Source organism: Streptomyces sp. NBC_01465 (genome assembly GCF_036227325.1).
In the GTDB taxonomy this organism is placed as follows: domain Bacteria; phylum Actinomycetota; class Actinomycetes; order Streptomycetales; family Streptomycetaceae; genus Streptomyces.
In genome coordinates this window covers 2248196-2272872 of the sequence record NZ_CP109467.1, presented here as the reverse complement: position 1 = coordinate 2272872, position 24677 = coordinate 2248196, and the positions used below count along the sequence as shown (strand labels likewise).

Below are 24677 nucleotides of genomic sequence, written 5' to 3'. Positions count from 1 at the left end.
ATACGTACTATTACCGGCCACCCATCTTCGCGGCCGACTTGGCAGTACGGGGGATTCACATGCGTCATTTCGGGCATATCCCGGCCGCTGTCCGGGACGGACTGTTCCACCAGCAGCCGGCCGAGTTCAACGCGGCCTCACCGGCGCGCACGCTGGCCGCCGCGCTCGGCGCCACGCTCTACAGCCCTGCCACCAGGCCGCGGCTCGCCGAGGCCGTGGTCAAGCAGGCGGCCGCGCGCGGGGTCGCCTCCATGGTCCTGTGCCTGGAGGACTCCATCGACGACGCCGAGGTCGCCGGCGGCGAGGCGAATCTCGTCCGCCAGTTCGCCGACCTCGCCGCTCGCGGGGACGACGTCCCGCTCCTCTTCATCCGGGTGCGCGAACCCGCGCAGATTCCCGACCTGGTGCGCAGGCTGGGTGCCTCGGGCCGGCTCCTCTCGGGATTCGTCCTGCCGAAATTCACCGAGGAACGCGGAGTGGCGTTCCTGGAGGCGCTCACCGCGGCCGAGTCCGCGAGCGGACGGCGGCTCTTCGCGATGCCGGTCCTCGAATCACCGGAGCTCCTCCACCTGGAGACCCGCGCCGAAGCCCTCGTCGGGATCGCCCGCACCGTCGACAAGTACCGCGACCGGGTCCTGGCGCTGCGCCTCGGCGTCACCGACTTCTGCTCGGCGTACGGACTGCGCAGAGCGCCCGACATGACGGCGTACGACGTCCAGATCGTCGCCAACGTCATCGCGGACGTCGTGAACGTCCTGGGCCGCTCCGACGGCACCGGATTCACCATCACCGGGCCCGTCTGGGAGTACTTCCGCGTCCAGGAGCGCATGTTCAAGCCACAGCTGCGCCGCAGCCCCTTCATGGAGGGGCGGGCGGAGGAGCTGCGCACCGCGCTCATCGAGCACGACCTGGACGGACTGCTGCGCGAGATCGAACTCGACCGCGCCAACGGTCTGCTCGGCAAGACCTGCATCCACCCCACGCACGTCGTCCCTGTGCACGCGCTCTCGGTCGTCAGCCACGAGGAGTTCAGCGACGCCCAGGACATCCTGCGGCCGGACCGGGGCGGTGGCGGAGTGCTGCGTTCCGCGTACACGAACAAAATGAACGAAGTGAAGCCGCACCGGGCCTGGGCCGAGCGGACACTGCAGCGGGCCGAGGCGTTCGGTGTCGCCAGGGAGGACATCGGCTTCGTGGAACTGCTGACAGCGGGCCTCAACGCGTGACGCGACGAACGGAAGAGACACAGAACGTGGTGTGGTCGGGGGAATGGGTCGCGGAGCGGCTGGACGTCAACCTCGCCGGGGACGAGTCGCTGCGCGGCCTCCTCGGCATGGCGCTGCGCCGCAATCCCAAGCGAGCGCATCTGCTGGTGTCGAACGTGCTGGGCAAGCACGTGCCGCAGAAACCGTCGGTGGTCTACGGCGCCGGCTTCGCGCTCGGCGAGCGCGTCCTGGAACTCCTCGGCGCGGAGGCCGCGGCGCGGTCGGTGGTCCTCGGGTACGCGGAGACGGCGACGGGCCTGGGCCACGCGGTGGCCGACGGCGTGGGCCTCGTCCCGTACCTGCACTCGACGCGCCGCCACGTGCCGGGGGTCGCCCTGGCCGGCGGCTTCGAGGAGTCCCACTCCCACGCCACGTCGCACCTGCTGCTCCCGGAGAACCCGCGCCTGCTGGCGGGCCCCGGCCCGCTGATCCTCGTCGACGACGAGTTCTCCACGGGCAACACGGTGCTGAACACGATCCGCGCCCTGCACGACCTCCGCCCGCGCGACCGGTACGTGATCGTCGCCCTGGTCGACATGCGCTCCCCGGAGGACCGCGACCGCCTGACGGAGTTCGCGGCCGAGATCGGCGCCCAGGTCGACCTGCTGGCGATGGCATCGGGCACGGTGCGGCTGCCCGAGGGCGTACTGGAAAAGGGCCAGCGCCTGGTCGAGGAGCACGAGGCGACGCAACCCGCCCGGCGGGGGGCGGAGACGACCAGCCGCGGCGACGTCACCCGCATCGACCTGGACTGGCCCGCCCGCGTACCGGACGGCGGCCGCCACGGCTTCACCCCCGCCCACCGCCAGGAGCTGGAGGCCGCGCTCCCGGGCATGGCGGCCCGGATCACCAGTGAACTCGGCGGTGCCTCCCGCGTCCTCGTCCTCGGGTTCGAGGAGCTCATGTACGCGCCGTTGCGGCTGGGGCTCGCGCTCGAAGAGGGTGGGGCCGACGTCCGGTACTCCACCACCACCCGGTCGCCCGTCCTCGCCGTCGACGACCCCGGGTACGCGATACGCACCCGCCTCGTCTTCCCCGCCCACGACCGGCCCGACGACGGGCCCGGGACGCGCTTCGCCTACAACGTCGCGGGCGGAGGCTTCGACGCCGTGGTCGCCGTCGTCGACTCCGCCGGTGACACCCCCGAACTGCACGCCCCCGACGGCCTGTTGGCGCAGCTCGCCGCGCACACCCCGCGCGTGCTGCTGGCCGTCGTCCCCGCTTACGTACCCGAACGGCAGGACACGCCCCCCATGACCGAGACCCTGCCCGAGCCGCTGCGCGGCCCCGCCTTCTCCTCGTACGCGCCCGACGACGTCGGCTGGCTCCTCCAGGACCTCTCCGGTGTCGAGCTCGAGGCGCCCACCGAGGAGCGCGAGGAGGCGATACAGGCGGGCGGCGCCCACTATGCGGAGTCGCTGCCCGTCGAGTACCAGCCCAGCGAGCAGTACCAGCAGCTCTTCCACGCCGCCCTGGAGACCTCCGCGGCCCGGATCGCGCAGGCCGTCGGCACCGTCACCGAGACCGTCCTCGCCGAGCGGTCGCCGCGCCCCGTCCTGGTCTCCCTCGCCCGCGCCGGCACCCCCGTCGGCGTCCTGATGCGCCGCTGGGCCCAGCACCGGCACGGCCTCGACCTGCCGCACTACGCCGTCTCCATCGTCCGCGGCCGCGGCATCGACACCAACGCCCTGCGCTGGCTCGCCGCCCACCACGACCCCGCCGACGTCGTCTTCGTCGACGGCTGGACGGGCAAGGGCGCCATCACGCGCGAGCTCGCCGAGGCGCTGGAAGAGTTCCCGGGCTTCAATCCCGAGATCGCCGTCCTCGCCGACCCGGGCGGCTGTGTCGGTACGTACGGCACCCGCGAGGACTTCCTCATCCCCTCCGCGTGCCTCAACTCCACCGTCTCCGGGCTCATTTCGCGCACCGTGCTGCGTGCCGACCTCGTCGGGCCGAACGACTTCCACGGCGGCAAGTTCTACCGCGAGCTGGCGGGTGCCGACGTCTCCGTCGACTTCATCAACACCGTCGCCGCCCGCTTCGACGAGGTCAGCGATGCCGTCGACGCGGAGGTCAAGGAGCTGCTCTCCGCGGACCGCTCGCCGACCTGGGAGGGCTGGGCCGCCGTCGAGCGCATCAGCGAGGAGTACGGCATCCACGACGTCAACCTCGTCAAGCCCGGAGTCGGCGAGACCACCCGCGTCCTCCTGCGCCGCGTCCCGTGGAAGATCCTCGCCCGCCGCGGCGCAGGCCCGGACCTCGACCACGTACGCCTCCTCGCAGAGCAGCGCGGCGTCCCCGTCGAGGAGGTCGACGGCCTCCCGTACACCTGCGTCGGACTGATCCACCCGAAGTACACCCGCGGCGCGACCGGCGCCGACGGCAAGGCGGTGGCGGCCAAGTGACCACCACCGCAGGCCATACCGGCCCCGTCCTGGTTGCCAGCGACCTCGACCGCACCCTCATCTACTCCCGGGCCGCGCTCGACCTGACCATGCCCGACACCAAGGCCCCGCGCCTCCTCTGCGTGGAGATCTACGAGGGCAAGCCGCTCTCCTTCATGACGGAGACGGCGGCGGCCCTGCTGCCCGAGCTCGCCGTCCGTACGGTCTTCGTGCCCACCACCACGCGCACCCGCAAGCAGTACCAGCGCATCCAACTCCCCGGCCCCGCCTCGAAGTTCGCGATCTGCGCCAACGGCGGCCACCTCCTCGTCGACGGAGTCAGCGACCCCGACTGGCACCGAGGCGTCACCCGCCGCCTCGCCGAGGAGTGCGCCCCCCTCGCCGAGATCCGCAGCCACCTGACGTCGGTCGCCGACCCGTCCTGGCTGCGCAAGGAGCGCGTCGCCGAGGACCTCTTCGCGTACCTCGTCGTCGAGCGCGAACTGCTCCCGGAGGGCTGGGCCAAGGAGCTCTCCGACTGGGCTGAGCCCCGCGGCTGGACCGTCTCGCTGCAGGGCCGCAAGATCTACGCCGTACCCAAGCCCCTCACCAAGAGCGCCGCCATGCGCGAGGTGGCCCGCCGTACGGGAGCCCGACTCACCCTCGCAGCAGGCGATTCGCTCCTGGACGCCGACCTCCTGGAAGCCGCCGACCACGGCTGGCAGCCCGGCCACGGCGAACTCGCCGACTCCGGCCGGCACGCCCCGCACGTCACCGCGCTCACTCGGCGGGGTGTGGTCGCAGGGGAGGAAATCATCCGCGGATTCCTGGAGCGCGCCGCTACCGTCGCCGTATGACCAAGGGAAACAGCACCAAGATCACCGACGAGCTCTACGCCTACATGCTCGACCACAACCCGCCGCTGGACCCCGTGCAGAGCGCGCTCGTCGAGACGACGTACGCGACCTTCCCGGACCACGCGGGCATGCAGTCGGCCCAGGAGCAGGGCCCGTTGCTCGCCTTCCTCGTCCGTCTGACCGGCGCCCGGCACATCGTCGAGGTCGGCACCTTCACTGGCTTCTCGGCGCTCTCGATGGCGCAGGCGCTCCCCGAGGACGGCCGGCTCATCGCCTGCGACGTCTCGGAGGAGTGGACGGCGTACGGCAAGGAGGCCTGGGCCAGGGCCGGAGTCGCGGACCGCATCGACCTGCGGATCGCACCGGCGCTCGACACGCTGCGCGCGATGCCGGCCGAACCGCACATCGACCTCGCGTACGTCGACGCCGACAAGGGCAACTACATCGCGTACTGGGAGGAGTTGGTGCCCAGGATGCGCGCCGGAGGACTGATCGTCGCCGACAACGTGCTCTTCCACGGCCAGGTCGTCGACCCGCAGGCGCAGGGCAGCGCGGCGGGGATCCAGAAGTTCAACGACCATGTGGCCGCCGACCAGCGCATGGAGAGCGTGCTGCTGGCGATCTCCGACGGCCTCACGCTCTCCCGCAAGCGCTAACTGCAGCAGCCCCCGCCGCAGCAACCCCCGCCGCCGGACGGCGCGGCAGGACCGGAGGACCCCTGCGTACCGCCCACCGCCACGGCGGAGAGCAGCTTCACGGTGTCGTCGTGCCCGGCGGGGCAGGATGCGGGGTCCGAGGACTGGGCCATCGGACGGCTGACCTCAAAGGTGTCGCCACAGCTGCGGCAGCGGTACTCGTAACGGGGCATGCGCACAGGCTAATGCCGAATCAGTGCGCGCCGGCCCCGCGGTCCTCGCGGATCTCCGCGACGACGCGCGACGCCGTCTGCCGCACCGCCTCGGTCTCCGTCAGGAAGTGCCAGTAGTCGGGGTGGCGCCCCTCGAGCCCGGCGACCGCCCGCTCCAGCCGGCCCACCGCGTCGTCCAGCGGCCGGGCATGGCGCGGATCGGGCGTGTTCCGCCCGGCCATCGCGAGCCGCTGCGCATCGCGCAGCGCGAACCGCGTCCGCTGGATCTCCTGCTGCGGATCCTTGGCCACGGCATTGAGCCGCTCCAGACGCCCGCCGGCGGCGGACACGGCCTCGTCGGTCGTATTGAGCAGCGCCCGCACGGTCGTCAGCAGCGATGTCGCATCCGCCCACCGCTGTTCGTCGCGCGCCTTCGAAGCCTCCTTGAGCTTCTCCTCCGCCTGGCGCACCGCCTTCGCGGCCTGCTCCGGCACATGCTGCAGGTCCTGCCAGCACGGCGCCGTGAACCGCCGCCGCAACTCGCTCAGCACGGGGTCCACCGTGCCCGCCCGCGTCGTCAGCGCCTGCGCACGCGTCCGCAGCGATACGAGGCGACGGTCGATCTCCGCCGCCCGCTCGGGCAGCCGCGCGGCCTCGGTCCGTACGGCCTCGGCATCGCGCAGCACCCGGTCCGCACGCTGCAGCGTGTCCGGCACGCCGTGCTGTCCGGCGCCCTGGTTGAGCCGGGTCAGCTCGGGCGCGAGGGCGGCGAGGCGCGCCGCGAGGTCGTCGGCCTTCAGCCCGGCAGCCCGTACGGCATCGAGCGCGTTGCTCGCGCCCAGCAGCGCCTGCCGGGCCCGCTCCACGGCGGGCGCCAGCCGGGCCAGCTGTGTTTCGGCCTTCCCGAGCAGCGGCCCGAGGCCCTGCCCGAACCGCTCCAGCTCGCCCTTCACCCGTACAAGATCGTCCTTGGCCCGCGTCAGCTCGCTGCGCGCCTGCGCCGCAACGGACGCCTCAAGATCATCGCGATCGAGATCATGGGCGTCCACGGCGGTGATGTAGGCCGTGCTCACCTCGTCGATCCGCCGCCCGAACGCCGCGAAGTCCTCAGCGGCCTTGCGCGCCCCGGGGGAGCTGTCCACGGCGGTGATCGTCTCGATGGAGATCTCAAGATCGCGCTGAGCGGTGTCCAGCTCGAGAAAAGCCGCGGCAGCCGCGTCCTTCGCGGCCTGCGCATCGGCCCGCACGCTCTCCCCGCGCCCGCCGAACCAGCGCCTGGTCCCGCCCCCGGCAAAGGCCGAGGACATGACGACAGCCAGCAGTGGCACCGGCAGAACCATGACGGTGAGCGTGTCCCGGACGTCCCGGACAGCAGAGCTCGCTCGCGCATACGGCCGTCTGCTTCTTGCCGAGCCTGCCGTCACAATCCCTCTCCCGTGCTGGTCCGTCCTGCCCGGTACATTCTCCCACCCGGTAAGGACGAACACACGGGCCGGTTAGTTCGCGCTTCGGACGGTGACTTCCCCGTTGTCGCTCGTCGCACGCACCACATGGGCGCTCGTGTCGCTGCGGGGCACGCTGACATTCACGTCGCCGTTGTGGCTCTTGGTGCTCACCTTGTACGTGAGCCCGGCCTGCTTCGGCAGCGTGACCTCCACGGCACCGTTGTTGCTGCTGGTCTCGACGCGGTCGGGCACGGAGGTGAGCGTGAGCCTGACCCCTCCGTTGTGGGACCCGGCGACCACGCTCTTCGCGCTGATCCCCTCGCCCTCGACCTTGCCGTTGTCGCTGTCCAGGTCCAGCGCGCCACTGGAGTTCCGTACGGTCACCCGCCCGTTGCCGGAGCTCACCTTGAGCGGCGTCGAGAACCCGGTGGCGGTCACACCGCCGTTGCCGTCCCGTACGGTCACGGCCACCCCGCGCGGCACCCTGATCTCGTGCCGGGCCGCGCAGCTGCTGGCGACCGCGTCGCACTTCACCCGCAGCGTGAGCGTCCCGTCCTTCATGGACCACTTCGCCTCGGGCCCCGTACCCATGAACACCCACCCGTCCACGCGCCGGGTGACCTCGACGTCCTTCACATCGGCGGGCACCAGTTCGATCTGCGAATTGTCGGAGTCGACGGTCAGCGTCTTCCCGCTCAGCGCGAACGACTTGTGCTCGGCCTTCGCGTCCCCCGCGTCGGCCCCGCACCCGGTCACGGCGACGGAGACGAGGACGGCGCCGCCTGCGGCAAGAAGTGTGCGCGTACGGAGTGCCACGATGATCATTCCCCCAGCTAGAACCTGCGATGCGCCCACGGTACGAAGGAGCGCCCCGCCCCGGCGATCCGGCCGCCCACCGCATCGGGGGTGGGGATAACCCCCGGCACCGCTCAACGGGTTTGCCGTCGGCCCCCACCTGCCATGTACTCTGTTGCTTCCTCCACGGGTGTGTAGCTCAGGGGTAGAGCGTCGCTCTTACAAAGCGAATGTCGGCGGTTCGAAACCGTCCACGCCCACCGTCACGAAGACCCCCCGCCGATCAAGGCCGGGGGTCTTCGGCGTCCACCGGCCGGGTCTGTCGGCCCAGCACCATGCAGAGATGCTCGACCTGCCCCGGCAGAGCGGCTATGTGCACGTCACCTTCGGCGGATGTGCACTCGATGACCACGAAGCGGTGGTTGAGGCGTGTCCCGTCCGCCCGGGACAGTGGTCTCACCTGTCGTTGCGCCAGGTCGGGCGGGAGCGCGACGGGGTTCTGCTGCCGCTTTCCGGGCTCCCACGACCACGATCCGGATTCGAGGGTGATGTAGCCGCGGGTCCACAGCCGGTCCCCGCCCGCCCTCACGAGGCAGAGGATCCGGGTGTGCCGTCCGCCGAAGAGGCGGGCCGTGATCTTGCGCTGCCGGCTGTTGACGTACACGGCCGAGGCGCACGCCCCCAACAACCCTGCGTAGACGAGCATTTGGATTTCCGGCACCCGCGCATTGAAGCAGCAGCCCCGATCCCGGTCCAGAGCGGGATCCGGGGCGCCGTCACCGGCTAGCGCGGCGGGGCCGGGAGCCTCCGGGGTTCGATGCGCTCCTCCACCGCTGTCTCTCCCTCGCGCCTCACGATGTAGGCCCCCTTGCCCGGCGCCTCCGCGACCGCCTCGACCAGCTCCGTCCCCCGGTAGACCAGGCCCACCCCGTCGTCCGTGCAGTGCGTCGTGGGCAGGGTGCCGTCGGCGACCAGCTGGTGGATCAGGGGGCGGCGCCCCTTGTCGCTGTCGTAGTGGACGCCATTGCCGTACGGCAGCAGACCCAGCGCGTCGGTCACCGGGCGCAGCTCCGGGCCGAAGGAGTCCGTGGTGCCGCCCTGGAACCAGCAGATCGACCCCGCGCTGACCCCGCTCAGCACCACACCGGCCTCCCACGCGCGGCGCAGGATCGCATCGAGGCCGTGGACGCGCCAGACGGCCAGCAGGTTGGCGACCGAGCCGCCCATGACCCAGACGACGTCCTGCCCCTGTACGGCGCCCTCGACGTCGTCCAGGTTCGGCATCGGGAAGAGGTGCAGCGGCGTGAGGTCGAACCCGGCGACCCGTGCGGCCTCGGTCATGCGCAGGGTGAAGTGTTCCGCGTCTCCGACTGCCGTACCGACGTACATGACGCGCGGACGCCTGCCATGGACCCCCGACAGTTCGACGGCGTGATGCACCAGCGAGTCGAAGGACACCATGATGCGGCGTCCGGCGCGGAGGCCACCGGAGGTGGCGAGGATGGTGCGCTCCGAGGCAGTCATGGTCAGCGACCTTATCGAGCTGCGATCGCGGCCGGGCCGCGGGTAGGTTCTGGCGGGCGGTGCGCACCCAACTCCCGGAGGACAAGAGCGACATGAACGACGTCCCGATCCGCTGGTCCTACGTTTTCGTCGACCGCCCCCTGGATCGATTCGACCTGAGCAGCGCATTCTGGACGAGTGTCACGGGCACGCACCTCTCCGAACGCCGGGGCGACCGGGGCGAGTTCGCGACGCTCCTCCCGCCGGCGGGCGACGCATGCGTGAAGCTGCAGGGCGTCGAGGAAGGCGGCGGGGCGCATCCGGACTTCGCCGTGGACGACATCGACGCCTTCGTACGGAAGGCCGAGGAGCTCGGGGGCGGGGTCGTGTTCGCCGAGCCGGGACTGGTCGTCATGCGGTCACCGGCCGGGCAGCCCTTCTGCGTCGTGTCCTGGCAGGGCGAGGCGGTACGCCCCGGAGTCGTGGAGGGGCCGGAGGGCTCGTACAGCCGGCTCGACCAGATCTGCGTCGACCTGGCACCGGCGGCGTACGACACCGAGCCGGCCTTCTGGGCCGCGCTCACCGGCTGGGAGTGGGGCGCGAGCTCCCTGCCCGAGTTCCAGCGCGTCGCACCCGGCTCCGACCTTCCCCTCCGCATCCTGTTCCAGCGGCTGGAGGAGGACCGCCCGACGTCGGCCCATCTCGACCTGGCCTGCTCGGACGTCGACGCGGTCCGGACGTGGCACGAGCAGCTCGGCGCGGTGTTGGTGGCCCGCTTCCCGTACTGGACCGTGATGCGAGACCCGGCGGGCGCGCTCTACTGCCTGACCTCCCGCGACCCGCACACGGGCAATTCGCGGGGGTAGTGGGGGCAGGCGGGGATCAGTCCTCCCAGTCCAGCTGCGGCTCGGGCACACCGGCGAGCCGTCCGTACGCCTGCGCCCGTGCGCGCCCGGCCGCATTACCGCGCGGGTAGCGGCAGATGCGGCCGGCGAAGACGACGTACGCCTCGCCCGCGGTGTTGAAGTTGACGTACCAGCCGCCCGTCGGAGCCAGCGCGGACGCGAGCGCCTCGGCGAGGGGCTCGGCGTCATCTTCGGGAGCCTCGAAGTCGAGCAACGTCCAGTGCCCGGGCTGATCCGGCGCCGCACTGCCGACCGCGATGCGCCGGAGCCGCGTGACGAGCAAAGGCACCTCGCTGACATCGGCCCCCGCGCGCAGACTCTCGCCGATCAGAACTCCTCTGAGCACGTACGTCTCCCCACTCGCGCCGACAGTCCGGACGGTCCGGATGTCACACATCCGGGGCTTGCACCGCTCCCAGGATGCGACCGAGACACGAGCGCGTCAGTGGAGTACAGAAATGATCTTGATAACCGGAGCGACCGGCACCGTAGGACGACCCCTCGTCGACATCCTCCACACGGAGGGGTCCCAAGTACGGGCGGTGAGCCGCACCCCGTCCGAGGCGGGCCTCCCCGCAGGCGTGGAGGTCGTCGAGGGCGACCCTTCGCGCCCCGACACGATGACCACCGCGTTCGACGGAGCGACCAGCCTCTTCCTGCACCCGCGCGCGGCGGGCGAGCGCGCCGCCGAACTGGTGGCGCTCGCCCGGGAGCACGGGGTGCGCCGGGTGGTGGCGATGGCAGCCCTGAACATCGACGAACCCCTCGCCGACCAGCCCTCCCGCCACCGCGGCGACCGCAACAAGGAGGCCGAGGAGGCCGCGGTGGCCAGCGGCCTGGAGTGGGTGAGCCTGCGGCCGGGGACGTTCGCGGTCAGTTCGCTGCACGCATGGGGCGGACAGATCAGGGCCGGAGACGTCGTACGCGGCCCGTACGCCTCCTTCACCGAAGCGCCGCTGCACGAGCGGGACCTGGCGGCGGTGGCGGCCCGTGCGTTGCTGAGCGACGACCTGCTGGGGCGGAGGGTCGACCTCACGGGCCCACAGGCGCTCACCCAGGAGGAGATGGTCGCCTGCATCGGCGAGGTGGTCGGCCGGCCACTGCAGTACCAGGAGGTGCCGGCCGACCTTGCGGCGAAGGGAATGGTCCAGCGCGGAATCTCCGAGGCGTTCGTGCTGGCCCTCATGGCGAGGTACGCCCGGGACCTCGGCGGCCCGGCGCCCGTCACCGGCGAGGTGGAGAAGATCCTCGGCCGCCCGGCGCTGACCTACCGGGACTGGGTCGCCGACCACGCCGCGGCCTTCCGTACGGACTGAGCCGCGAGTTGACGTGGAACCGTCCGGTCCGTACTGTCCTCCGAGTTGTCACGGAGTCGGAACGGTTCCGCGGCAGCCGATCCCGCCGCGAGAGCGGCAACAAACTCAGCACGACCTCCCCCCGGGGACAATTTCGGCATGCCGAAATTGGGCACTGGGACTCGATTATGAGTAACCGGGGAAAACCGCTAGAGTTTGAGACGTCGGAACGGCCCAACAGCCGGAAAGACAAACCCACTTCGACTGGGAATCAGGCCCGAAAGGATCTGATAGAGTCGGAAACGCAAGACCGAAGGGAAGCGCCCGGAGGAAAGCCCGAGAGGGTGAGTACAAAGGAAGCGTCCGTTCCTTGAGAACTCAACAGCGTGCCAAAAGTCAACGCCAGATATGTTGATACCCCGGCCCACCTCGGTGGGTTGGTGGTTCCTTTGAAAAAGACCTTGTCTCTTAACTGAAGGCAAGGCAACACAGCGAGGACGCAGTGAACGGTCGGTCCTATTCCGACATGACCGTTCCGCTCTTTCGTGTGTCTACTCGCTTCGGCGAGAAAACATTCACGGAGAGTTTGATCCTGGCTCAGGACGAACGCTGGCGGCGTGCTTAACACATGCAAGTCGAACGATGAAGCCTTTCGGGGTGGATTAGTGGCGAACGGGTGAGTAACACGTGGGCAATCTGCCCTTCACTCTGGGACAAGCCCTGGAAACGGGGTCTAATACCGGATAACACCGGGTTCCGCATGGGACCTGGTTAAAAGCTCCGGCGGTGAAGGATGAGCCCGCGGCCTATCAGCTTGTTGGTGGGGTGATGGCCTACCAAGGCGACGACGGGTAGCCGGCCTGAGAGGGCGACCGGCCACACTGGGACTGAGACACGGCCCAGACTCCTACGGGAGGCAGCAGTGGGGAATATTGCACAATGGGCGAAAGCCTGATGCAGCGACGCCGCGTGAGGGATGACGGCCTTCGGGTTGTAAACCTCTTTCAGCAGGGAAGAAGCGAAAGTGACGGTACCTGCAGAAGAAGCACCGGCTAACTACGTGCCAGCAGCCGCGGTAATACGTAGGGTGCGAGCGTTGTCCGGAATTATTGGGCGTAAAGAGCTCGTAGGCGGCTTGTCACGTCGGTTGTGAAAGCCCGGGGCTTAACCCCGGGTCTGCAGTCGATACGGGCAGGCTAGAGTGTGGTAGGGGAGATCGGAATTCCTGGTGTAGCGGTGAAATGCGCAGATATCAGGAGGAACACCGGTGGCGAAGGCGGATCTCTGGGCCATTACTGACGCTGAGGAGCGAAAGCGTGGGGAGCGAACAGGATTAGATACCCTGGTAGTCCACGCCGTAAACGTTGGGAACTAGGTGTTGGCGACATTCCACGTCGTCGGTGCCGCAGCTAACGCATTAAGTTCCCCGCCTGGGGAGTACGGCCGCAAGGCTAAAACTCAAAGGAATTGACGGGGGCCCGCACAAGCAGCGGAGCATGTGGCTTAATTCGACGCAACGCGAAGAACCTTACCAAGGCTTGACATCGCCCGGAAAGCCGTAGAGATACGGCCCCCTTGTGGTCGGGTGACAGGTGGTGCATGGCTGTCGTCAGCTCGTGTCGTGAGATGTTGGGTTAAGTCCCGCAACGAGCGCAACCCTTGTTCTGTGTTGCCAGCATGCCCTTCGGGGTGATGGGGACTCACAGGAGACTGCCGGGGTCAACTCGGAGGAAGGTGGGGACGACGTCAAGTCATCATGCCCCTTATGTCTTGGGCTGCACACGTGCTACAATGGCCGGTACAATGAGCTGCGATGCCGCGAGGCGGAGCGAATCTCAAAAAGCCGGTCTCAGTTCGGATTGGGGTCTGCAACTCGACCCCATGAAGTCGGAGTTGCTAGTAATCGCAGATCAGCATTGCTGCGGTGAATACGTTCCCGGGCCTTGTACACACCGCCCGTCACGTCACGAAAGTCGGTAACACCCGAAGCCGGTGGCCCAACCCCTTGTGGGAGGGAGCTGTCGAAGGTGGGACTGGCGATTGGGACGAAGTCGTAACAAGGTAGCCGTACCGGAAGGTGCGGCTGGATCACCTCCTTTCTAAGGAGCATCTAGATTCCGCAAGGAATCCAGAGCCACTACGTCGGCAAATGTTCGACGGTGGTTAGCTCATGGGTGGAACGTTGACTACTCGGCACGGTCTCTTCAGCACAACAAGTACTGCTTCGGCGTGGAACGTTGAGCGAAGAGGGATCGGGTCGGGCACGCTGTTGGGTATCTGAAGGTACGGGCTGTAAAGCCTTGTGTCTTCGGTTGCCGGCCCCGGTAAAGCACCGCGTGAGTGGTGTGTGATGGGTGGTTGGTCGTTGTTTGAGAACTGCACAGTGGACGCGAGCATCTGTGGCCAAGTTTTTAAGGGCGCACGGTGGATGCCTTGGCACCAGGAACCGATGAAGGACGTGGGAGGCCACGATAGTCCCCGGGGAGCCGTCAACCAGGCTTTGATCCGGGGGTTTCCGAATGGGGAAACCCGGCAGTCGTCATGGGCTGTCACCCATACCTGAACACATAGGGTATGTGGAGGGAACGAGGGGAAGTGAAACATCTCAGTACCCTCAGGAAGAGAAAACAACCGTGATTCCGGGAGTAGTGGCGAGCGAAACCGGATGAGGCCAAACCGTATGCGTGTGATACCCGGCAGGGGTTGCGCATGCGGGGTTGTGGGATCTCTCTTTCACAGTCTGCCGGCTGTGAGACGAGTCAGAAACCGTATGGATAGGCGAAGGACATGCGAAAGGTCCGGCGTAGAGGGTAAGACCCCCGTAGCTGAAATTCATGCGGCTCGTTTGAGAGACACCCAAGTAGCACGGGGCCCGAGAAATCCCGTGTGAATCTGGCGGGACCACCCGCTAAGCCTAAATATTCCCTGGTGACCGATAGCGGATAGTACCGTGAGGGAATGGTGAAAAGTACCGCGGGAGCGGAGTGAAATAGTACCTGAAACCGTGTGCCTACAAGCCGTGGGAGCGTCGCTGGCAGCACTTGTGCTGTCAGTCGTGACTGCGTGCCTTTTGAAGAATGAGCCTGCGAGTTAGCGGTGTGTAGCGAGGTTAACCCGTGTGGGGAAGCCGTAGCGAAAGCGAGTCCGAATAGGGCGATTGAGTTGCACGCTCTAGACCCGAAGCGGAGTGATCTAGCCATGGGCAGGTTGAAGCGGCTGTAAGAGGTCGTGGAGGACCGAACCCACCAGGGTTGAAAACCTGGGGGATGACCTGTGGTTAGGGGTGAAAGGCCAATCAAACTCCGTGATAGCTGGTTCTCCCCGAAATGCATTTAGGTGCAGCGTCGTGTGTTTCTTGCCGGAGGTAGAGCACTGGATAGGCGATGGGCCCTACCGGGTTACTGACCTTAGCCAAACTCCGAATGCCGGTAAGTGAGAGCACGGCAGTGAGACTGTGGGGGATAAGCTCCATGGTCGAGAGGGAAACAGCCCAGAGCATCGACTAAGGCCCCTAAGCGTACGCTAAGTGGGAAAGGATGTGGAGTCGCAGAGACAACCAGGAGGTTGGCTTAGAAGCAGCCACCCTTGAAAGAGTGCGTAATAGCTCACTGGTCAAGTGATTCCGCGCCGACAATGTAGCGGGGCTCAAGCGTACCGCCGAAGTCGTGTCATTCCAGCACATACCCCCAACGGGGGCTGGGATGGGTAGGGGAGCGTCGTGTGCCGGGTGAAGCCGCGCCGGAAGGCAGTGGTGGACGGTTCACGAGTGAGAATGCAGGCATGAGTAGCGATACACACGTGAGAAACGTGTGCGCCGATTGACTAAGGGTTCCTGGGTCAAGCTGATCTGCCCAGGGTAAGTCGGGACCTAAGGCGAGGCCGACAGGCGTAGTCGATGGACAACCGGTTGATATTCCGGTACCCGCTTTGAAACGCCCAATACTGAATCAGACGATGCTAAGCCCGTGAAGCCGTCCTGATCTCTTCGGAGTTGAGGGAAGTGGTGGAGCCGGTGACCCAGATCTGTACTAGGTAAGCGATGGGGTGACGCAGGAAGGTAGTCCAGCCCGGGCGGTGGTTGTCCCGGGGTAAGGGTGTAGGCCGTGTGATAGGCAAATCCGTCACACATTGAGGCTGAGACCTGATGCCGAGCCGATTGTGGTGAAGTGGATGATCCTATGCTGTCGAGAAAAGCCTCTAGCGAGTTTCATGGCGGCCCGTACCCTAAACCGACTCAGGTGGTCAGGTAGAGAATACCGAGGCGTTCGGGTGAACTATGGTTAAGGAACTCGGCAAAATGCCCCCGTAACTTCGGGAGAAGGGGGGCCATCACCGGTGATCGGATTTACTCCGTGAGCTGGGGGTGGCCGCAGAGACCAGCGAGAAGCGACTGTTTACTAAAAACACAGGTCCGTGCGAAGCCGTAAGGCGATGTATACGGACTGACGCCTGCCCGGTGCTGGAACGTTAAGGGGACCGGTTAGTGACCTTTCGGGGTTGCGAAGCTGAGAACTTAAGCGCCAGTAAACGGCGGTGGTAACTATAACCATCCTAAGGTAGCGAAATTCCTTGTCGGGTAAGTTCCGACCTGCACGAATGGCGTAACGACTTCTCGACTGTCTCAACCATAGGCCCGGTGAAATTGCACTACGAGTAAAGATGCTCGTTTCGCGCAGAAGGACGGAAAGACCCCGGGACCTTTACTACAGTTTGATATTGGTGTTCGGTTCGGCTTGTGTAGGATAGGTGGGAGACTTTGAAGCTGTGACGCCAGTCATGGTGGAGTCGCCGTTGAAATACCACTCTGGTCGTGCTGGATGTCTAACCTCGGTCCGTGATCCGGATCAGGGACAGTGTCTGATGGGTAGTTTAACTGGGGCGGTTGCCTCCTAAAGAGTAACGGAGGCGCCCAAAGGTTCCCTCAGCCTGGTTGGCAATCAGGTGTTGAGTGTAAGTGCACAAGGGAGCTTGACTGTGAGACCGACGGGTCGAGCAGGGACGAAAGTCGGGACTAGTGATCCGGCAGTGGCTTGTGGAAGCGCTGTCGCTCAACGGATAAAAGGTACCCCGGGGATAACAGGCTGATCTTCCCCAAGAGTCCATATCGACGGGATGGTTTGGCACCTCGATGTCGGCTCGTCGCATCCTGGGGCTGGAGTCGGTCCCAAGGGTTGGGCTGTTCGCCCATTAAAGCGGTACGCGAGCTGGGTTTAGAACGTCGTGAGACAGTTCGGTCCCTATCCTCTGTGCGCGTAGGAATATTGAGAAGGGCTGTCCCTAGTACGAGAGGACCGGGACGGACGAACCTCTGGTGTGCCAGTTGTCCTGCCAAGGGCATGGCTGGTTGGCTACGTTCGGAAAGGATAACCGCTGAAAGCATCTAAGCGGGAAGCCTGCTTCGAGATGAGTATTCCCACCCCCTTTGAGGGGTTAAGGCTCCCAGTAGACGACTGGGTTGATAGGCCAGATGTGGAAGCCCGGTAACGGGTGGAGCTGACTGGTACTAATAGGCCGAGGGCTTGTCCTCAGTTGCTCGCGTCCACTGTGTTAGTTCTGAAATAACGAACAACCGTGTCCATATCCGGTGGTTCAATTTCATAGTGTTTCGGTGGTCATAGCGTTAGGGAAACGCCCGGTTACATTCCGAACCCGGAAGCTAAGCCTTTCAGCGCCGATGGTACTGCAGGGGGGACCCTGTGGGAGAGTAGGACGCCGCCGAACAATTTTTAGCCTCAACCCCCGAGCATTTGCTCGGGGGTTGAGGCATTTTTGCGTTCAGTCGCAGGTGAGCCACTGTGCGACTGCTGCTGTGTCCACCGGGTTTGTCGTGTCGACCCGCAGCAGCCGGCCGCCCAGGTGGAGCGGACCCGGGTACGTCGACCTGACCTCGGCGACGCGGGCTGCCAGTTCTGCCGGGGTCCGGTCGGCGTCCAGGTGGCCCGGGTGGCGGGTGCGGGACTGGAAGCGGTGGGCTGCCGTGGTGGGATCTATGTCGCAGTGGATTTCGGTCAGTTCGGCGGTGAGCGCTGACAGGCGTTGTGGGGCCGTGGTGTGGTGCCACCAGTTCACCAGGATCGCCTGCGGGACCGACTCCGCCAGGGTGAACAGGATTTCGTCCGCGGCTCGGCTCAGGCGGTGGCGCCAGGTGGGGTCGCCCACGCCCAGGGTGTCGTAGAGCGACTCCAGGATGGTGTCCTTGTCCATGACCGGCCAACCCAGTTGTGGGGCAAGGAGGTTGGCCAGGGTTGTCTTTCCGCTGGCCGGGAGGCCGGAGATGATGATGAAGCTGCGGGTGGTCACCCCGGGGAGACTAGTTACCTGCGGTCGTCCTGCCTGCGGCCCCCTGCTTGGGAGGAGCCGAAGCCCTTGTGTTCGCGGCGGTAGCGGCGTTCGAAGCGGGCCTGGCTGTCGCGGCGGTCGCGGTAGGCGCGGTACTCCTCGTTGCGGGAGCGGCCGCGGCCGCCTGCGCGGCCGTACTGGACGTAGACGAAGAGCAGTACGGCTGCGGCCACCCAGAAGGCCGGCTTGACGATTCCCACGGCGAGCAGGGCCACGATCAGGAAGATGAGCAGTGCGGACATGGCGCGTTCCTTCCCTACGCCGCTGTTGCGATCTCTGGTTCGGGCGAGTCCGTCGTCCGGTCGGCGACGACCGGGAGCAGACGGATCAGGCCAGTTGCGGTGAGGGCATCGAGCACCGGGGCGCTGGGTGTGAGCAGTTCCAGGGCGCCTCCCCGGTTGCGGGCGCGGCGTGCTGCGGCGAGCAGGATGCCCAGGGCGCGGTGGTCACAGGCGGTGACGGCCGAGAGGTCGAGCGTGACCCTCGTTCCGGGCGTCAGGGCGCTCAGACGGGCGCGCAGTGCCGGGAGGGCCGTCAGGTCCAGGCTTCCCGTGACAGTGATGGGGCGTGTGGTGAGCTTGAGCTGGGCGTGCACCGTGCCTCCTCGGAGCGGGATCCGCTCTGTGTCGCTGCCGGGGGCTGGGGCTTCAACACGCAGTGTAGTCCCGGGAGTTCGGTGTTGACAGGGACAAGTGCCAGGTGTTCGCCGACGACGCGGGCGCGGTGGGGCCGGAGGCGCGACACTGGAGGTATGTGCCGGAGTATCAAGACCCTTCGCCCGCCCGTTCTCCCCGAGGAAGCCACCGAGGAGGACGTCCGGGCCGCTGCCCTTCAGTACGTACGCAAGGTGTCCGGATTCCGGGCCCCCGCCGCTCACAACCGCGAGGTGTTCGAGCGCGCCGTCCAGGAGATCGCGGACGCGACTCAGGCGCTGCTCGACGGGCTCGAGGTGCGGGGAGGGGCTAGGACGCAGGCGTCGGAGACGGAGCCGGGCGCCGCATGAGGAAGGCCGCCAGGGTGCCGGCGCCGAACAGGGCGAAGACGGAGACCGCCGTGCCCAGCCAGCTCGCGCCGAGCCACTGGCCGCCGAAGTAGCCGAGGCCCACGCTGTAGACCGCCCAGGCCACGCCCGCCAGTGCCGACCAGGGCAGGAACTCCTTGGCCTTGCGGTGGGCCGCGCCTGCGCCCAGGGAGACCACGGAGCGGCCCGCCGGGGCGAAGCGTGCGATGACGACCAGGACGCCGCCGCCGCGTGCGAGGGCGCTGCCGAGACGTTCCTGCGCGCTGGTCAGCCGGCGGGAGCGGGCGATGGCCCGGTCCAGGCGTTCGCCGCCGCGCCAGGCCAGCCGGTACGCCACCAGGTCGCCGAGGACCGAGGCCGTTGCCGCGGAGAGGGTCAGGAAGAGCAGGTCCGGCACGTTGCGCGGGACCTGGCCCGCGACCGTCGTGGAGCCTGCGGCCGCCGCGGTCGCCGCCGTGATCACGAGGACGCCGCTGGGCAGGAGGGGCACAAAGACGTCGAGTACGACGGAGAGCGCCACCACGGCGTAGATCCATGGGCTGCCGGTCAGCGCGCCCACACTCTCCAGCACTTTCGTCTCCCCGATTTCTTCACACGCGTCTGTCGCGTTACAGCCATACAGCGTACGCCGGATGTTTCGGGAGAGTTGCTGTGGGGCGCCTGTTGTTCGAAAAGTCACGTTCACCCGAGTGGTGCACCTGGCAGGTCGGTGTGTGCCCGTCGCGCCGAGGCTGTGGGGCAGGGGGCTAGCGCGAGGAGTGTTCGATGGTGGCAGGTGCACTGGCCGGGGCAGCGGCTCTGGTGATGTTGACGGGCGGCGTCGCCGGAGGCGGAGGCTCGGGGCCCGCCGACGCGTACTGGCTGCGGGCCGAGGCGCGGTTCGCGCCGCCGACGGCCTTCGTGCCGTCCCCGGCGATCACGTACGACATGGATCTGGTGCCCGCCGCGGCCTGGATCCAGGTCGAGCAGCGGACCGATCCGGCGGGGACGCGGGTCTCGGCGCGGGTGAAGGGGCTGCAGGCCGGCCATGCGTACGGGGTGCATGTGCACACCAAGCCCTGCGGGTACACGGGCGAGGCCGCGGGGCCGCACTACCAGAACGTCGCGAGCCCGAAGGCGGACCCGGCCAACGAGGTGTGGCTCGACTTCACCACGGACAAGAAGGGCGCCGCGCACGCGAGTGCCCGCCACCGGTGGGGATTCCGGGCCGGGGAGGCCGCGTCCGTGGTGATCCACCGGGATCCGGGCGGGGCGGGGGAGAGAGTTGCCTGCTTCACGGTGCCGTTCGGTCAGGTGGTGTGGGGCAGTTGAGGTGAGGGGCGGCTTCTTCTCGTACGCGTACGAGAAGAAGCCGCCCCCCGTCCGTCAGGCTCCCGCCAGCGCCGGTTCGCGGCGGCGGGCCGGCAGCAGGCGGCTCAGGGCCAGGGCGCCGGGGCCGGTGAAGACCAGCAGCAGGAAGGCCCAGCAGAACATCGCGGAGGCCTCGCCGCCGTTCTGGATCGGCCACAGGGCGTTGGACTGGTGGACGTCGAAGTAGGCGTACGCCATCGAACCCGAGGCGATCAGGGCCGCGGGGCGGGTGAGCAGGCCCGACAGGACCAGGACACCGCAGACGAGCTGGATGACGGCCGCGTACCAGCCGGGCCAGGTGCCCGCGTCGGTCTTGGTGCCGCCCAGGACGCCGAAGAGCGCGGAGGCGCCGTGGCAGGCGAAGAGCAGGCCGGTGACGATGCGGAACAGGGCGAGCGCGTAGGGCTGTGCGCTCTCTGTGCGTGCGGTCAGCGAAGACATGAGTGGGGACTCCTTCGGTGGGGGACGACCGGAGGAGACCTAGATTAGGTAAGCCTTATAAGTACTTGCAAGTTCAAGAGTGTGTTGTTTCTGTCAACTCCTGTTTCAGAACGGTGTCCAGCCGCGCACCGGTGCCGCTCTTCCTGGCCTGGTCCAGTCGGAGTTCGGCCGCGCGGCCGCGCAGGACCAGCGTCATCAGTTGGTTGCCGAACCAAGGGCCGCCGTCCTTGCGCCAGTTGACCGCGGGGCGGGCCGTCCGGCCGTGGCGTGCCAGTGCGCGGCCGAGGCGGCGGCCGATGCGGCTCCAGCCGAAGCGGAAGCCGACGCGCATGAAGGCGGGGACGCTGTTGTGCACGGGGGAGCAGGTCAGTTGGAGGACGCGGGCGTCGGGGGTCGTGCCGTCGGCCCAGTGCGGTTCGGCGAGGTAGGCGTGGTGGACGTCGCCCGACAGGACGCAGATCGTGGCCGGTGCGTCGGGGCCCGTGCCGGTGCGGGCGATCAGCGCGGTGAGGCGTTCGAAGGAGTCGGGGAAGGCGGCCCAGTGCTCCAGGTCGGCCGCCCTGCGCAGCTTTTCGCCGAAGCGGGACCAGCGTTCTCCGCGGGTTCCGGCGCAGAGCGAGGCGTTCCAGCTTTCCGCGTCGTGGATGAGGGGCGGCAGCAGCCAGGGGAGCGAGGTGCCGATGAGGAGGTGGTCGTACGATCCCGGGCTGTCCAGCGCCTGGTCGCGCAGCCACCGGGCCTCGGCCTCGTCGAGCATCGAGCGCTTCTGTTCGTCGAGGATGCGCGAGGCGCGGGAGTCGACCATGAGCAGGCGGGTGCGGCCGAAGTCGCGGCGGTAGCTCCAGCTGGTGAAGGCGGGGTCGGCGTCGGCGGAGGCCGCGAACTCCCGCAGCCGGTCGGTGCCGTCGGGGGTTTCGCGTATCGCCGCGTAGAGCGGGTCGGTGGCCAGTTCGGCGGGGGAGAGGTTGCCGAGGTGCTGGTGGACCCAGTACGACATCAGGCCGCTGAGGATGCGCTCCTGCCACCAGGCGGTGGCGCGCATGTCCTCCTGCCAGGAGGCGCTGGTGTTCCAGTCGTCGATGACGTCGTGGTCGTCGAAGATCATGCAGCTGGGGACGGTGGAGAGGAGCCAGCGGACCTCGGGGTCGAGCCAGGACTCGTAGTAGAGGCGGGTGTACTCCTCGTAGTCCGCGACCTCGGCTCCCGGGGCTTCGCGCAGGTCGCGGCGGGCGGCGAGCCAGCGGCGCGTGGCCTTGGACGTCTCGTCGGCGTAGACCTGGTCGCCGAGGAGGAGCAGGACGTCGGGGCGCGGGGTGGCGGGGTCCGCGGCGAGCGTGGAGGCGAGGGTGTCGAGTGCGTCCGGGCCGCCGGGGTCCGGCTCGCCGTGCGCGGGGGCCGCCCAGCGACAGGAGCCGAAGGAGACGCGTACGGCATCGGAGGCGGGGGCCGCGGTGCGGATGACGGAGGCGGGGAAGGCGGAGTCCTCCTGCGGCCACACGCGGGTGCCGTCCAGGCGGACTTCGTAGGGGTGGTCGGCTCCGGGGTGCAGTCCCGTCACCGGTATCAGGGCGTAGTGGTGGCCGGCTATCTGGAAGGTACGGGTGCTGCCTCCCGCGCCGTCCTCGCAGCGGACCTCGGCGGTGCACGGGCGGTCCGCCTCGACCCAGACGGTCGCCGACTCGCCCCGCTCCCAGTCGACATACCTCAGCAGTGGCCCCAGCAGCAGCGCCGTCATGTGATGCCCTCCTCCGTCGCCCCGTACCGTACGGAACGACGGAGGGTCCTGGACAGGTTCCGGATCACATCTTGATCAGCAGCCGCTCAGGACACTGCTGATGGCGCTCTTCTCGGCCGAGTCGACCTTGAGCTTGTAGTAGTACTTCACCTGGACCCAGGCGCGGACGTAGGTGCACTGGTAGGCGGTGCGCGACGGGAGCCACGTGGCCGGATCCTGGTCGCTCTTCGACTGGTTGACGTTGTCGGTGACGGCGAGGAGCTGGGGGCGGGTGAGGTCGTTGGCGAACGCCTGGCGCTGCGCGGTGGTCCAGCTGTTGGCGCCCGACTTCCACGCCTCGGCGAGCGGGACCATGTGGTCGATGTCCACGTCGGAGGCGGCGGTCCAGGTGGCGCCGTCGTACGGGGAGTACCAACTGCCGCTGGTGGCCGCGCAGGTGGAGGACTGGACGACGTTCGTACCGTCGCGCTTGAGGATCACCTCGCGGGTGTCGCAGCTGCCGGACTGGGTGATCCAGTGCGGGAACAGGTCGCGGCTGTAGCCGGAGGTGGAGCCCGGGGTCGCGACGGTGAGGGAGGCCAGGTAGGTGCGCGCGGTGGCGGCGCTGACCGGGGTGGGCAGGGCGGCCTGGGCGGTGGGGGCGCTGATGAGGCCGGTGATGGCGAGGGCGGCGGTCGCGGTGGCGACGGCTATTCGACGCGCGTAGATACCTGACATGCGAACTCCCTTGTGGGGTACGGGGGTTGGGTGCTCGGGCTCGGTCATCGTGGTGGCGCGGGATTTCCGTGGGGTGTGCGCCGGGTAACAGGATGGCGACATGCTCACGTCATGTGAAGGGGTGGGTGGGCCTCCGATTCGGTTGCCCGGTCCTAGAGTTGGCGCGTGCTGCTGCCCGTGAATGTGACGCTGGGCGTCGTTCTCGCCGTACTTCTGCTGGTCGCGGCCCTTGTCGCGGCGCTCGCCCAGTTGGGACTGGCCCGCGCGATCCTCACCGCCGGAGTGCGGGCCGGGGTCCAGCTCGCCGTGGTGGCGCTGCTGATCGGGTGGGTGGTGCGCAGTGGGCTCAGCTTTGCCTTCGTGGCGCTGATGTTCTGTGTCGCCGTACGGACCGCCGGGCGGCGCATCACGAAGAACGCGACCTGGTGGTGGGCCGCGGCGCCGATCGCGGCCGGGGTGGTGCCGGTGGTGCTGGTGCTGCTGCTGACCGGGCTCGTGCCGGTGGGCGGGATCGCGGTCATCCCGGTGACGGGGATCCTCATCGGCGGGGCGCTGACCGCCACCGTGCTCGGCGGGCGGCGCGCGCTCGACGAGCTGGGGCTCAGGAACGGCGAGGTCGAGGCGGGGATGGCGCTCGGGCTGCTCGACCGCGAGGCGCGCATGGAGGTCGCCAGGCCGGTCGCGTCCGATGCCCTGCTGCCCGGGCTCGACCAGACGCGGACCGTGGGACTGGTCACACTGCCCGGGGCCTTCGTGGGGATGCTGCTCGGGGGCGCTTCGCCCGTGGAGGCCGGGGCTGTGCAGCTGTTCGTGCTGGTCGCGCTGCTTGCCGTACAGGCCGTGGCGGTGGCCGTGGTGCTGGAGCTGGTGGCCCGGGGACGGCTGCACCGGGTATCCTGAAGGTGCAGAAGGGGAGTAGCTCAACGCCGGACCGTCGACATACTGCTGGATCTCGTCCCGAGGGATGCGTTCCGGCCGGCGCCCGGAGGCGGACTTTCATCGGTCCGCCAGCGAGACCTTCGGCCGCAGTGTTCTGTTTACGCTGCCGTGCCGAAGCGACCCCATTTTGGCTGTGGACAGGTCCTCTCGGTGCGGGCAGCCCGACCGATTGAGGAATTCAACTCGTGATCAGCTTCACGATCCTGGCGATCACCTTCGGTGTCGTCTTTCTTGCCGAACTCCCCGACAAGACCGCTCTGGCCGGGCTGATGCTCGGGACCCGTTACAAGGCCTCCTACGTCTTCGTGGGCGTCGCCGCCGCCTTTGCCGTGCACGTCGTCCTCGCCATCGCGGCCGGCAGCGTGCTCACCCTCATTCCGCACCGGCTGCTGCAGGCCATCGTCGGTGTTCTCTTCCTGGCCGGAGCGGCGATGCTGCTCTTCAAGAAGGACGACGGGGAGGAAGAGGTCAAGGCGCCCGCGGACCAGTCCTTCTGGAAGGTCTCCGGGGCCGGTTTCATGCTGATCCTGGTGGCCGAGTTCGGTGACCTGACGCAGATCATGACGGCCAACCTCGCGGCACGGTACGACAGCCCGGTGTCGGTCGGCATCGGTGCGGTGCTGGCGCTGTGGGCCGTCGCGGGGCTGGGGATCGTCGGCGGAAAGACCCTGATGAAGCACGTACCGCTGAAGCTGATCACGAAGGTTGCCGCGGCGCTGATGGTGGCGCTCGCCGGGTTCAGCCTGTACGAGGCGATCGTCGGCTGAGGCGGCTGCGTAAAATATCCCGGTTGCCCGGCCCCGTGCCGGGCAACTCCGGGTACTCCGAAGGCAGTTGGA

General features: G+C 67.8%; 23 protein-coding genes, 1 tRNA gene and 3 rRNA genes. 14 read left to right on the top strand and 13 right to left on the bottom strand.

All coding sequences use genetic code 11. From position 1 onward, the window contains the following. The first annotated feature begins 59 nt into the window (after positions 1-59). From OG707_RS10455 to OG707_RS10440, 4 genes are read left to right on the top strand one after another with little or no spacing between them, the layout of a single operon-like run. Positions 60-1226, top strand: coding sequence for an HpcH/HpaI aldolase/citrate lyase family protein (locus tag OG707_RS10455; protein WP_329116743.1), 1167 nt, complete (start codon positions 60-62; stop codon positions 1224-1226). Further along, the gene (locus OG707_RS10450; protein WP_329116741.1) at positions 1223-3670 is read left to right on the top strand and encodes a phosphoribosyltransferase; all 2448 of its coding nucleotides are present in this window, start codon (positions 1223-1225) and stop codon (positions 3668-3670) included. The genes OG707_RS10455 and OG707_RS10450 overlap by 4 nt, the downstream gene beginning before the upstream one ends. Next, a complete protein-coding gene (locus OG707_RS10445) occupies positions 3667-4506 on the top strand; it encodes an HAD family hydrolase (RefSeq protein ID WP_329116739.1) in 840 nt (279 codons plus the stop codon). The genes OG707_RS10450 and OG707_RS10445 overlap by 4 nt, the downstream gene beginning before the upstream one ends. Then, positions 4503-5162 carry an O-methyltransferase gene (locus tag OG707_RS10440; RefSeq protein ID WP_329116737.1) on the top strand — a complete coding sequence of 220 codons (660 nt, stop codon included), beginning with the start codon at positions 4503-4505 and terminating at the stop codon, positions 5160-5162. Before OG707_RS10445 ends, OG707_RS10440 begins: the two co-directional genes overlap by 4 nt. On the opposite strand, the gene OG707_RS10435 is transcribed toward OG707_RS10440, so the two are convergent. From OG707_RS10435 to OG707_RS10425, 3 genes are all read right to left on the bottom strand, one after another. Continuing rightward, entirely contained in the window at positions 5159-5374 is a 216-nt protein-coding gene (locus OG707_RS10435; RefSeq protein ID WP_329116735.1) for an FmdB family zinc ribbon protein, read from the bottom strand. The two genes, OG707_RS10440 and OG707_RS10435, sit on opposite strands and share 4 nt — an antisense overlap. A 20-nt stretch (positions 5375-5394) precedes the next feature. Then, a complete protein-coding gene (locus tag OG707_RS10430; protein WP_329116733.1) occupies positions 5395-6693 on the bottom strand; it encodes a hypothetical protein in 1299 nt (432 codons plus the stop codon). Between the two features lie 156 nt (positions 6694-6849). After that, positions 6850-7623, bottom strand: a complete 774-nt coding sequence (locus tag OG707_RS10425) for a DUF4097 family beta strand repeat-containing protein (RefSeq protein ID WP_329116730.1) — start codon at positions 7621-7623, stop codon at positions 6850-6852. 158 nt (positions 7624-7781) lie between these two features. Between OG707_RS10425 and OG707_RS10420 the strand changes: the two genes are divergently transcribed. After that, positions 7782-7853: transfer RNA gene (locus tag OG707_RS10420), tRNA-Val, on the top strand. Between the two features lie 23 nt (positions 7854-7876). Here the strand turns inward: OG707_RS10420 and OG707_RS10415 are convergent. Then, complete coding sequence (locus OG707_RS10415) at positions 7877-8314, bottom strand: hypothetical protein (RefSeq protein WP_329116728.1); 438 nt, start codon at positions 8312-8314, stop codon at positions 7877-7879. Between the two features lie 62 nt (positions 8315-8376). After that, a complete protein-coding gene (locus tag OG707_RS10410; protein WP_329116726.1) occupies positions 8377-9117 on the bottom strand; it encodes a peptidase E in 741 nt (246 codons plus the stop codon). A gap of 59 nt (positions 9118-9176) precedes the next feature. Between OG707_RS10410 and OG707_RS10405 the strand changes: the two genes are divergently transcribed. Beyond that, positions 9177-9962, top strand: coding sequence for a VOC family protein (locus tag OG707_RS10405; RefSeq protein WP_443071311.1), 786 nt, complete (start codon positions 9177-9179; stop codon positions 9960-9962). A gap of 16 nt (positions 9963-9978) precedes the next feature. Here OG707_RS10405 and OG707_RS10400 read toward each other — a convergent pair whose 3' ends face one another. After that, on the bottom strand, positions 9979-10347 hold the full coding sequence (locus OG707_RS10400) for a hypothetical protein (RefSeq protein ID WP_329116724.1): 369 nt from the start codon (positions 10345-10347) through the stop codon (positions 9979-9981). A 112-nt stretch (positions 10348-10459) separates the two neighbouring features. Between OG707_RS10400 and OG707_RS10395 the strand changes: the two genes are divergently transcribed. The 4 genes from OG707_RS10395 (at position 10460) to rrf (ending at position 17017) form a co-directional block, all read left to right on the top strand. Then, positions 10460-11317: an NAD(P)H-binding protein gene (locus OG707_RS10395; protein WP_329116722.1), complete on the top strand. Its 858-nt coding sequence runs from the start codon at positions 10460-10462 to the stop codon at positions 11315-11317. 553 nt (positions 11318-11870) lie between these two features. Further along, positions 11871-13395, top strand: a 16S ribosomal RNA gene (locus OG707_RS10390). Between the two features lie 302 nt (positions 13396-13697). Further along, positions 13698-16823, top strand: a 23S ribosomal RNA gene (locus tag OG707_RS10385). A gap of 77 nt (positions 16824-16900) precedes the next feature. Further along, a 5S ribosomal RNA gene (gene rrf, locus OG707_RS10380) occupies positions 16901-17017 on the top strand. Together the 16S, 23S and 5S rRNA genes form the textbook arrangement of a ribosomal RNA operon. A gap of 54 nt (positions 17018-17071) precedes the next feature. Here the strand turns inward: rrf and OG707_RS10375 are convergent. From OG707_RS10375 to OG707_RS10365, 3 genes are read right to left on the bottom strand one after another with little or no spacing between them, the layout of a single operon-like run. Further along, complete coding sequence (locus tag OG707_RS10375; RefSeq protein WP_329116717.1) at positions 17072-17596, bottom strand: AAA family ATPase; 525 nt, start codon at positions 17594-17596, stop codon at positions 17072-17074. A 14-nt stretch (positions 17597-17610) separates the two neighbouring features. Continuing rightward, on the bottom strand, positions 17611-17877 hold the full coding sequence (locus OG707_RS10370; RefSeq protein WP_329116715.1) for a hypothetical protein: 267 nt from the start codon (positions 17875-17877) through the stop codon (positions 17611-17613). A 14-nt stretch (positions 17878-17891) separates the two neighbouring features. Beyond that, positions 17892-18230, bottom strand: a complete 339-nt coding sequence (locus tag OG707_RS10365) for an STAS domain-containing protein (RefSeq protein WP_329116713.1) — start codon at positions 18228-18230, stop codon at positions 17892-17894. 156 nt (positions 18231-18386) lie between these two features. On the opposite strand from OG707_RS10365, the gene OG707_RS10360 reads away from it, so the two are divergent. Continuing rightward, complete coding sequence (locus OG707_RS10360; protein ID WP_329116711.1) at positions 18387-18638, top strand: DUF2277 domain-containing protein; 252 nt, start codon at positions 18387-18389, stop codon at positions 18636-18638. Here the strand turns inward: OG707_RS10360 and OG707_RS10355 are convergent. After that, positions 18598-19227 carry a DedA family protein gene (locus OG707_RS10355; protein ID WP_329116709.1) on the bottom strand — a complete coding sequence of 210 codons (630 nt, stop codon included), beginning with the start codon at positions 19225-19227 and terminating at the stop codon, positions 18598-18600. The genes OG707_RS10360 and OG707_RS10355 overlap by 41 nt on opposite strands. 194 nt (positions 19228-19421) lie before the next feature. On the opposite strand from OG707_RS10355, the gene OG707_RS10350 reads away from it, so the two are divergent. Then, positions 19422-19967: a superoxide dismutase family protein gene (locus tag OG707_RS10350; RefSeq protein ID WP_329116707.1), complete on the top strand. Its 546-nt coding sequence runs from the start codon at positions 19422-19424 to the stop codon at positions 19965-19967. A gap of 54 nt (positions 19968-20021) precedes the next feature. Here the strand turns inward: OG707_RS10350 and OG707_RS10345 are convergent, their stop codons facing one another. The 3 genes from OG707_RS10345 to OG707_RS10335 all read right to left on the bottom strand — a co-directional run bounded on the left by OG707_RS10345 (position 20022) and on the right by OG707_RS10335 (position 22899). Then, positions 20022-20447 (bottom strand): DoxX family protein, encoded by a 426-nt coding sequence (locus OG707_RS10345; protein WP_443071310.1) that lies wholly within the window; start codon positions 20445-20447, stop codon positions 20022-20024. A gap of 73 nt (positions 20448-20520) precedes the next feature. Further along, entirely contained in the window at positions 20521-22182 is a 1662-nt protein-coding gene (locus OG707_RS10340; RefSeq protein ID WP_329116705.1) for an alkaline phosphatase D family protein, read from the bottom strand. A gap of 75 nt (positions 22183-22257) precedes the next feature. Continuing rightward, positions 22258-22899, bottom strand: a complete 642-nt coding sequence (locus OG707_RS10335; protein WP_329116703.1) for an HNH endonuclease family protein — start codon at positions 22897-22899, stop codon at positions 22258-22260. Between the two features lie 165 nt (positions 22900-23064). On the opposite strand from OG707_RS10335, the gene OG707_RS10330 reads away from it, so the two are divergent. Together OG707_RS10330 and OG707_RS10325 are read left to right on the top strand one after the other, a co-directional pair. Continuing rightward, positions 23065-23799 carry an ABC transporter permease gene (locus OG707_RS10330; RefSeq protein ID WP_329116699.1) on the top strand — a complete coding sequence of 245 codons (735 nt, stop codon included), beginning with the start codon at positions 23065-23067 and terminating at the stop codon, positions 23797-23799. Positions 23800-24023: 224 nt separating this feature from the next. Beyond that, positions 24024-24605: a TMEM165/GDT1 family protein gene (locus OG707_RS10325; RefSeq protein ID WP_329116698.1), complete on the top strand. Its 582-nt coding sequence runs from the start codon at positions 24024-24026 to the stop codon at positions 24603-24605. Positions 24606-24677: the final 72 nt, after the last annotated feature.

Excerpts from the sequence above, each read along its gene's own strand:
- OG707_RS10395 (WP_329116722.1), top strand. The coding sequence starts at position 10,460 with ATGATCTTGATAACCGGAGCGACCGGCACCGTAGGACGACCCCTCGTC.
- OG707_RS10340 (WP_329116705.1), bottom strand. The coding sequence starts at position 22,182 with ATGACGGCGCTGCTGCTGGGGCCACTGCTGAGGTATGTCGACTGGGAG.
- OG707_RS10430 (WP_329116733.1), bottom strand. The coding sequence starts at position 6,693 with ATGGTTCTGCCGGTGCCACTGCTGGCTGTCGTCATGTCCTCGGCCTTT.
- OG707_RS10370 (WP_329116715.1), bottom strand. The coding sequence starts at position 17,877 with ATGTCCGCACTGCTCATCTTCCTGATCGTGGCCCTGCTCGCCGTGGGA.
- OG707_RS10410 (WP_329116726.1), bottom strand. The coding sequence starts at position 9,117 with ATGACTGCCTCGGAGCGCACCATCCTCGCCACCTCCGGTGGCCTCCGC.
- OG707_RS10425 (WP_329116730.1), bottom strand. The coding sequence starts at position 7,623 with ATGATCATCGTGGCACTCCGTACGCGCACACTTCTTGCCGCAGGCGGC.
- OG707_RS10335 (WP_329116703.1), bottom strand. The coding sequence starts at position 22,899 with ATGTCAGGTATCTACGCGCGTCGAATAGCCGTCGCCACCGCGACCGCC.
- OG707_RS10345 (WP_443071310.1), bottom strand. The coding sequence starts at position 20,447 with ATGTCTTCGCTGACCGCACGCACAGAGAGCGCACAGCCCTACGCGCTC.
- OG707_RS10435 (WP_329116735.1), bottom strand. The coding sequence starts at position 5,374 with ATGCCCCGTTACGAGTACCGCTGCCGCAGCTGTGGCGACACCTTTGAG.
- OG707_RS10440 (WP_329116737.1), top strand. The coding sequence starts at position 4,503 with ATGACCAAGGGAAACAGCACCAAGATCACCGACGAGCTCTACGCCTAC.
- OG707_RS10350 (WP_329116707.1), top strand. The coding sequence starts at position 19,422 with ATGGTGGCAGGTGCACTGGCCGGGGCAGCGGCTCTGGTGATGTTGACG.
- OG707_RS10360 (WP_329116711.1), top strand. The coding sequence starts at position 18,387 with ATGTGCCGGAGTATCAAGACCCTTCGCCCGCCCGTTCTCCCCGAGGAA.
- OG707_RS10455 (WP_329116743.1), top strand. The coding sequence starts at position 60 with ATGCGTCATTTCGGGCATATCCCGGCCGCTGTCCGGGACGGACTGTTC.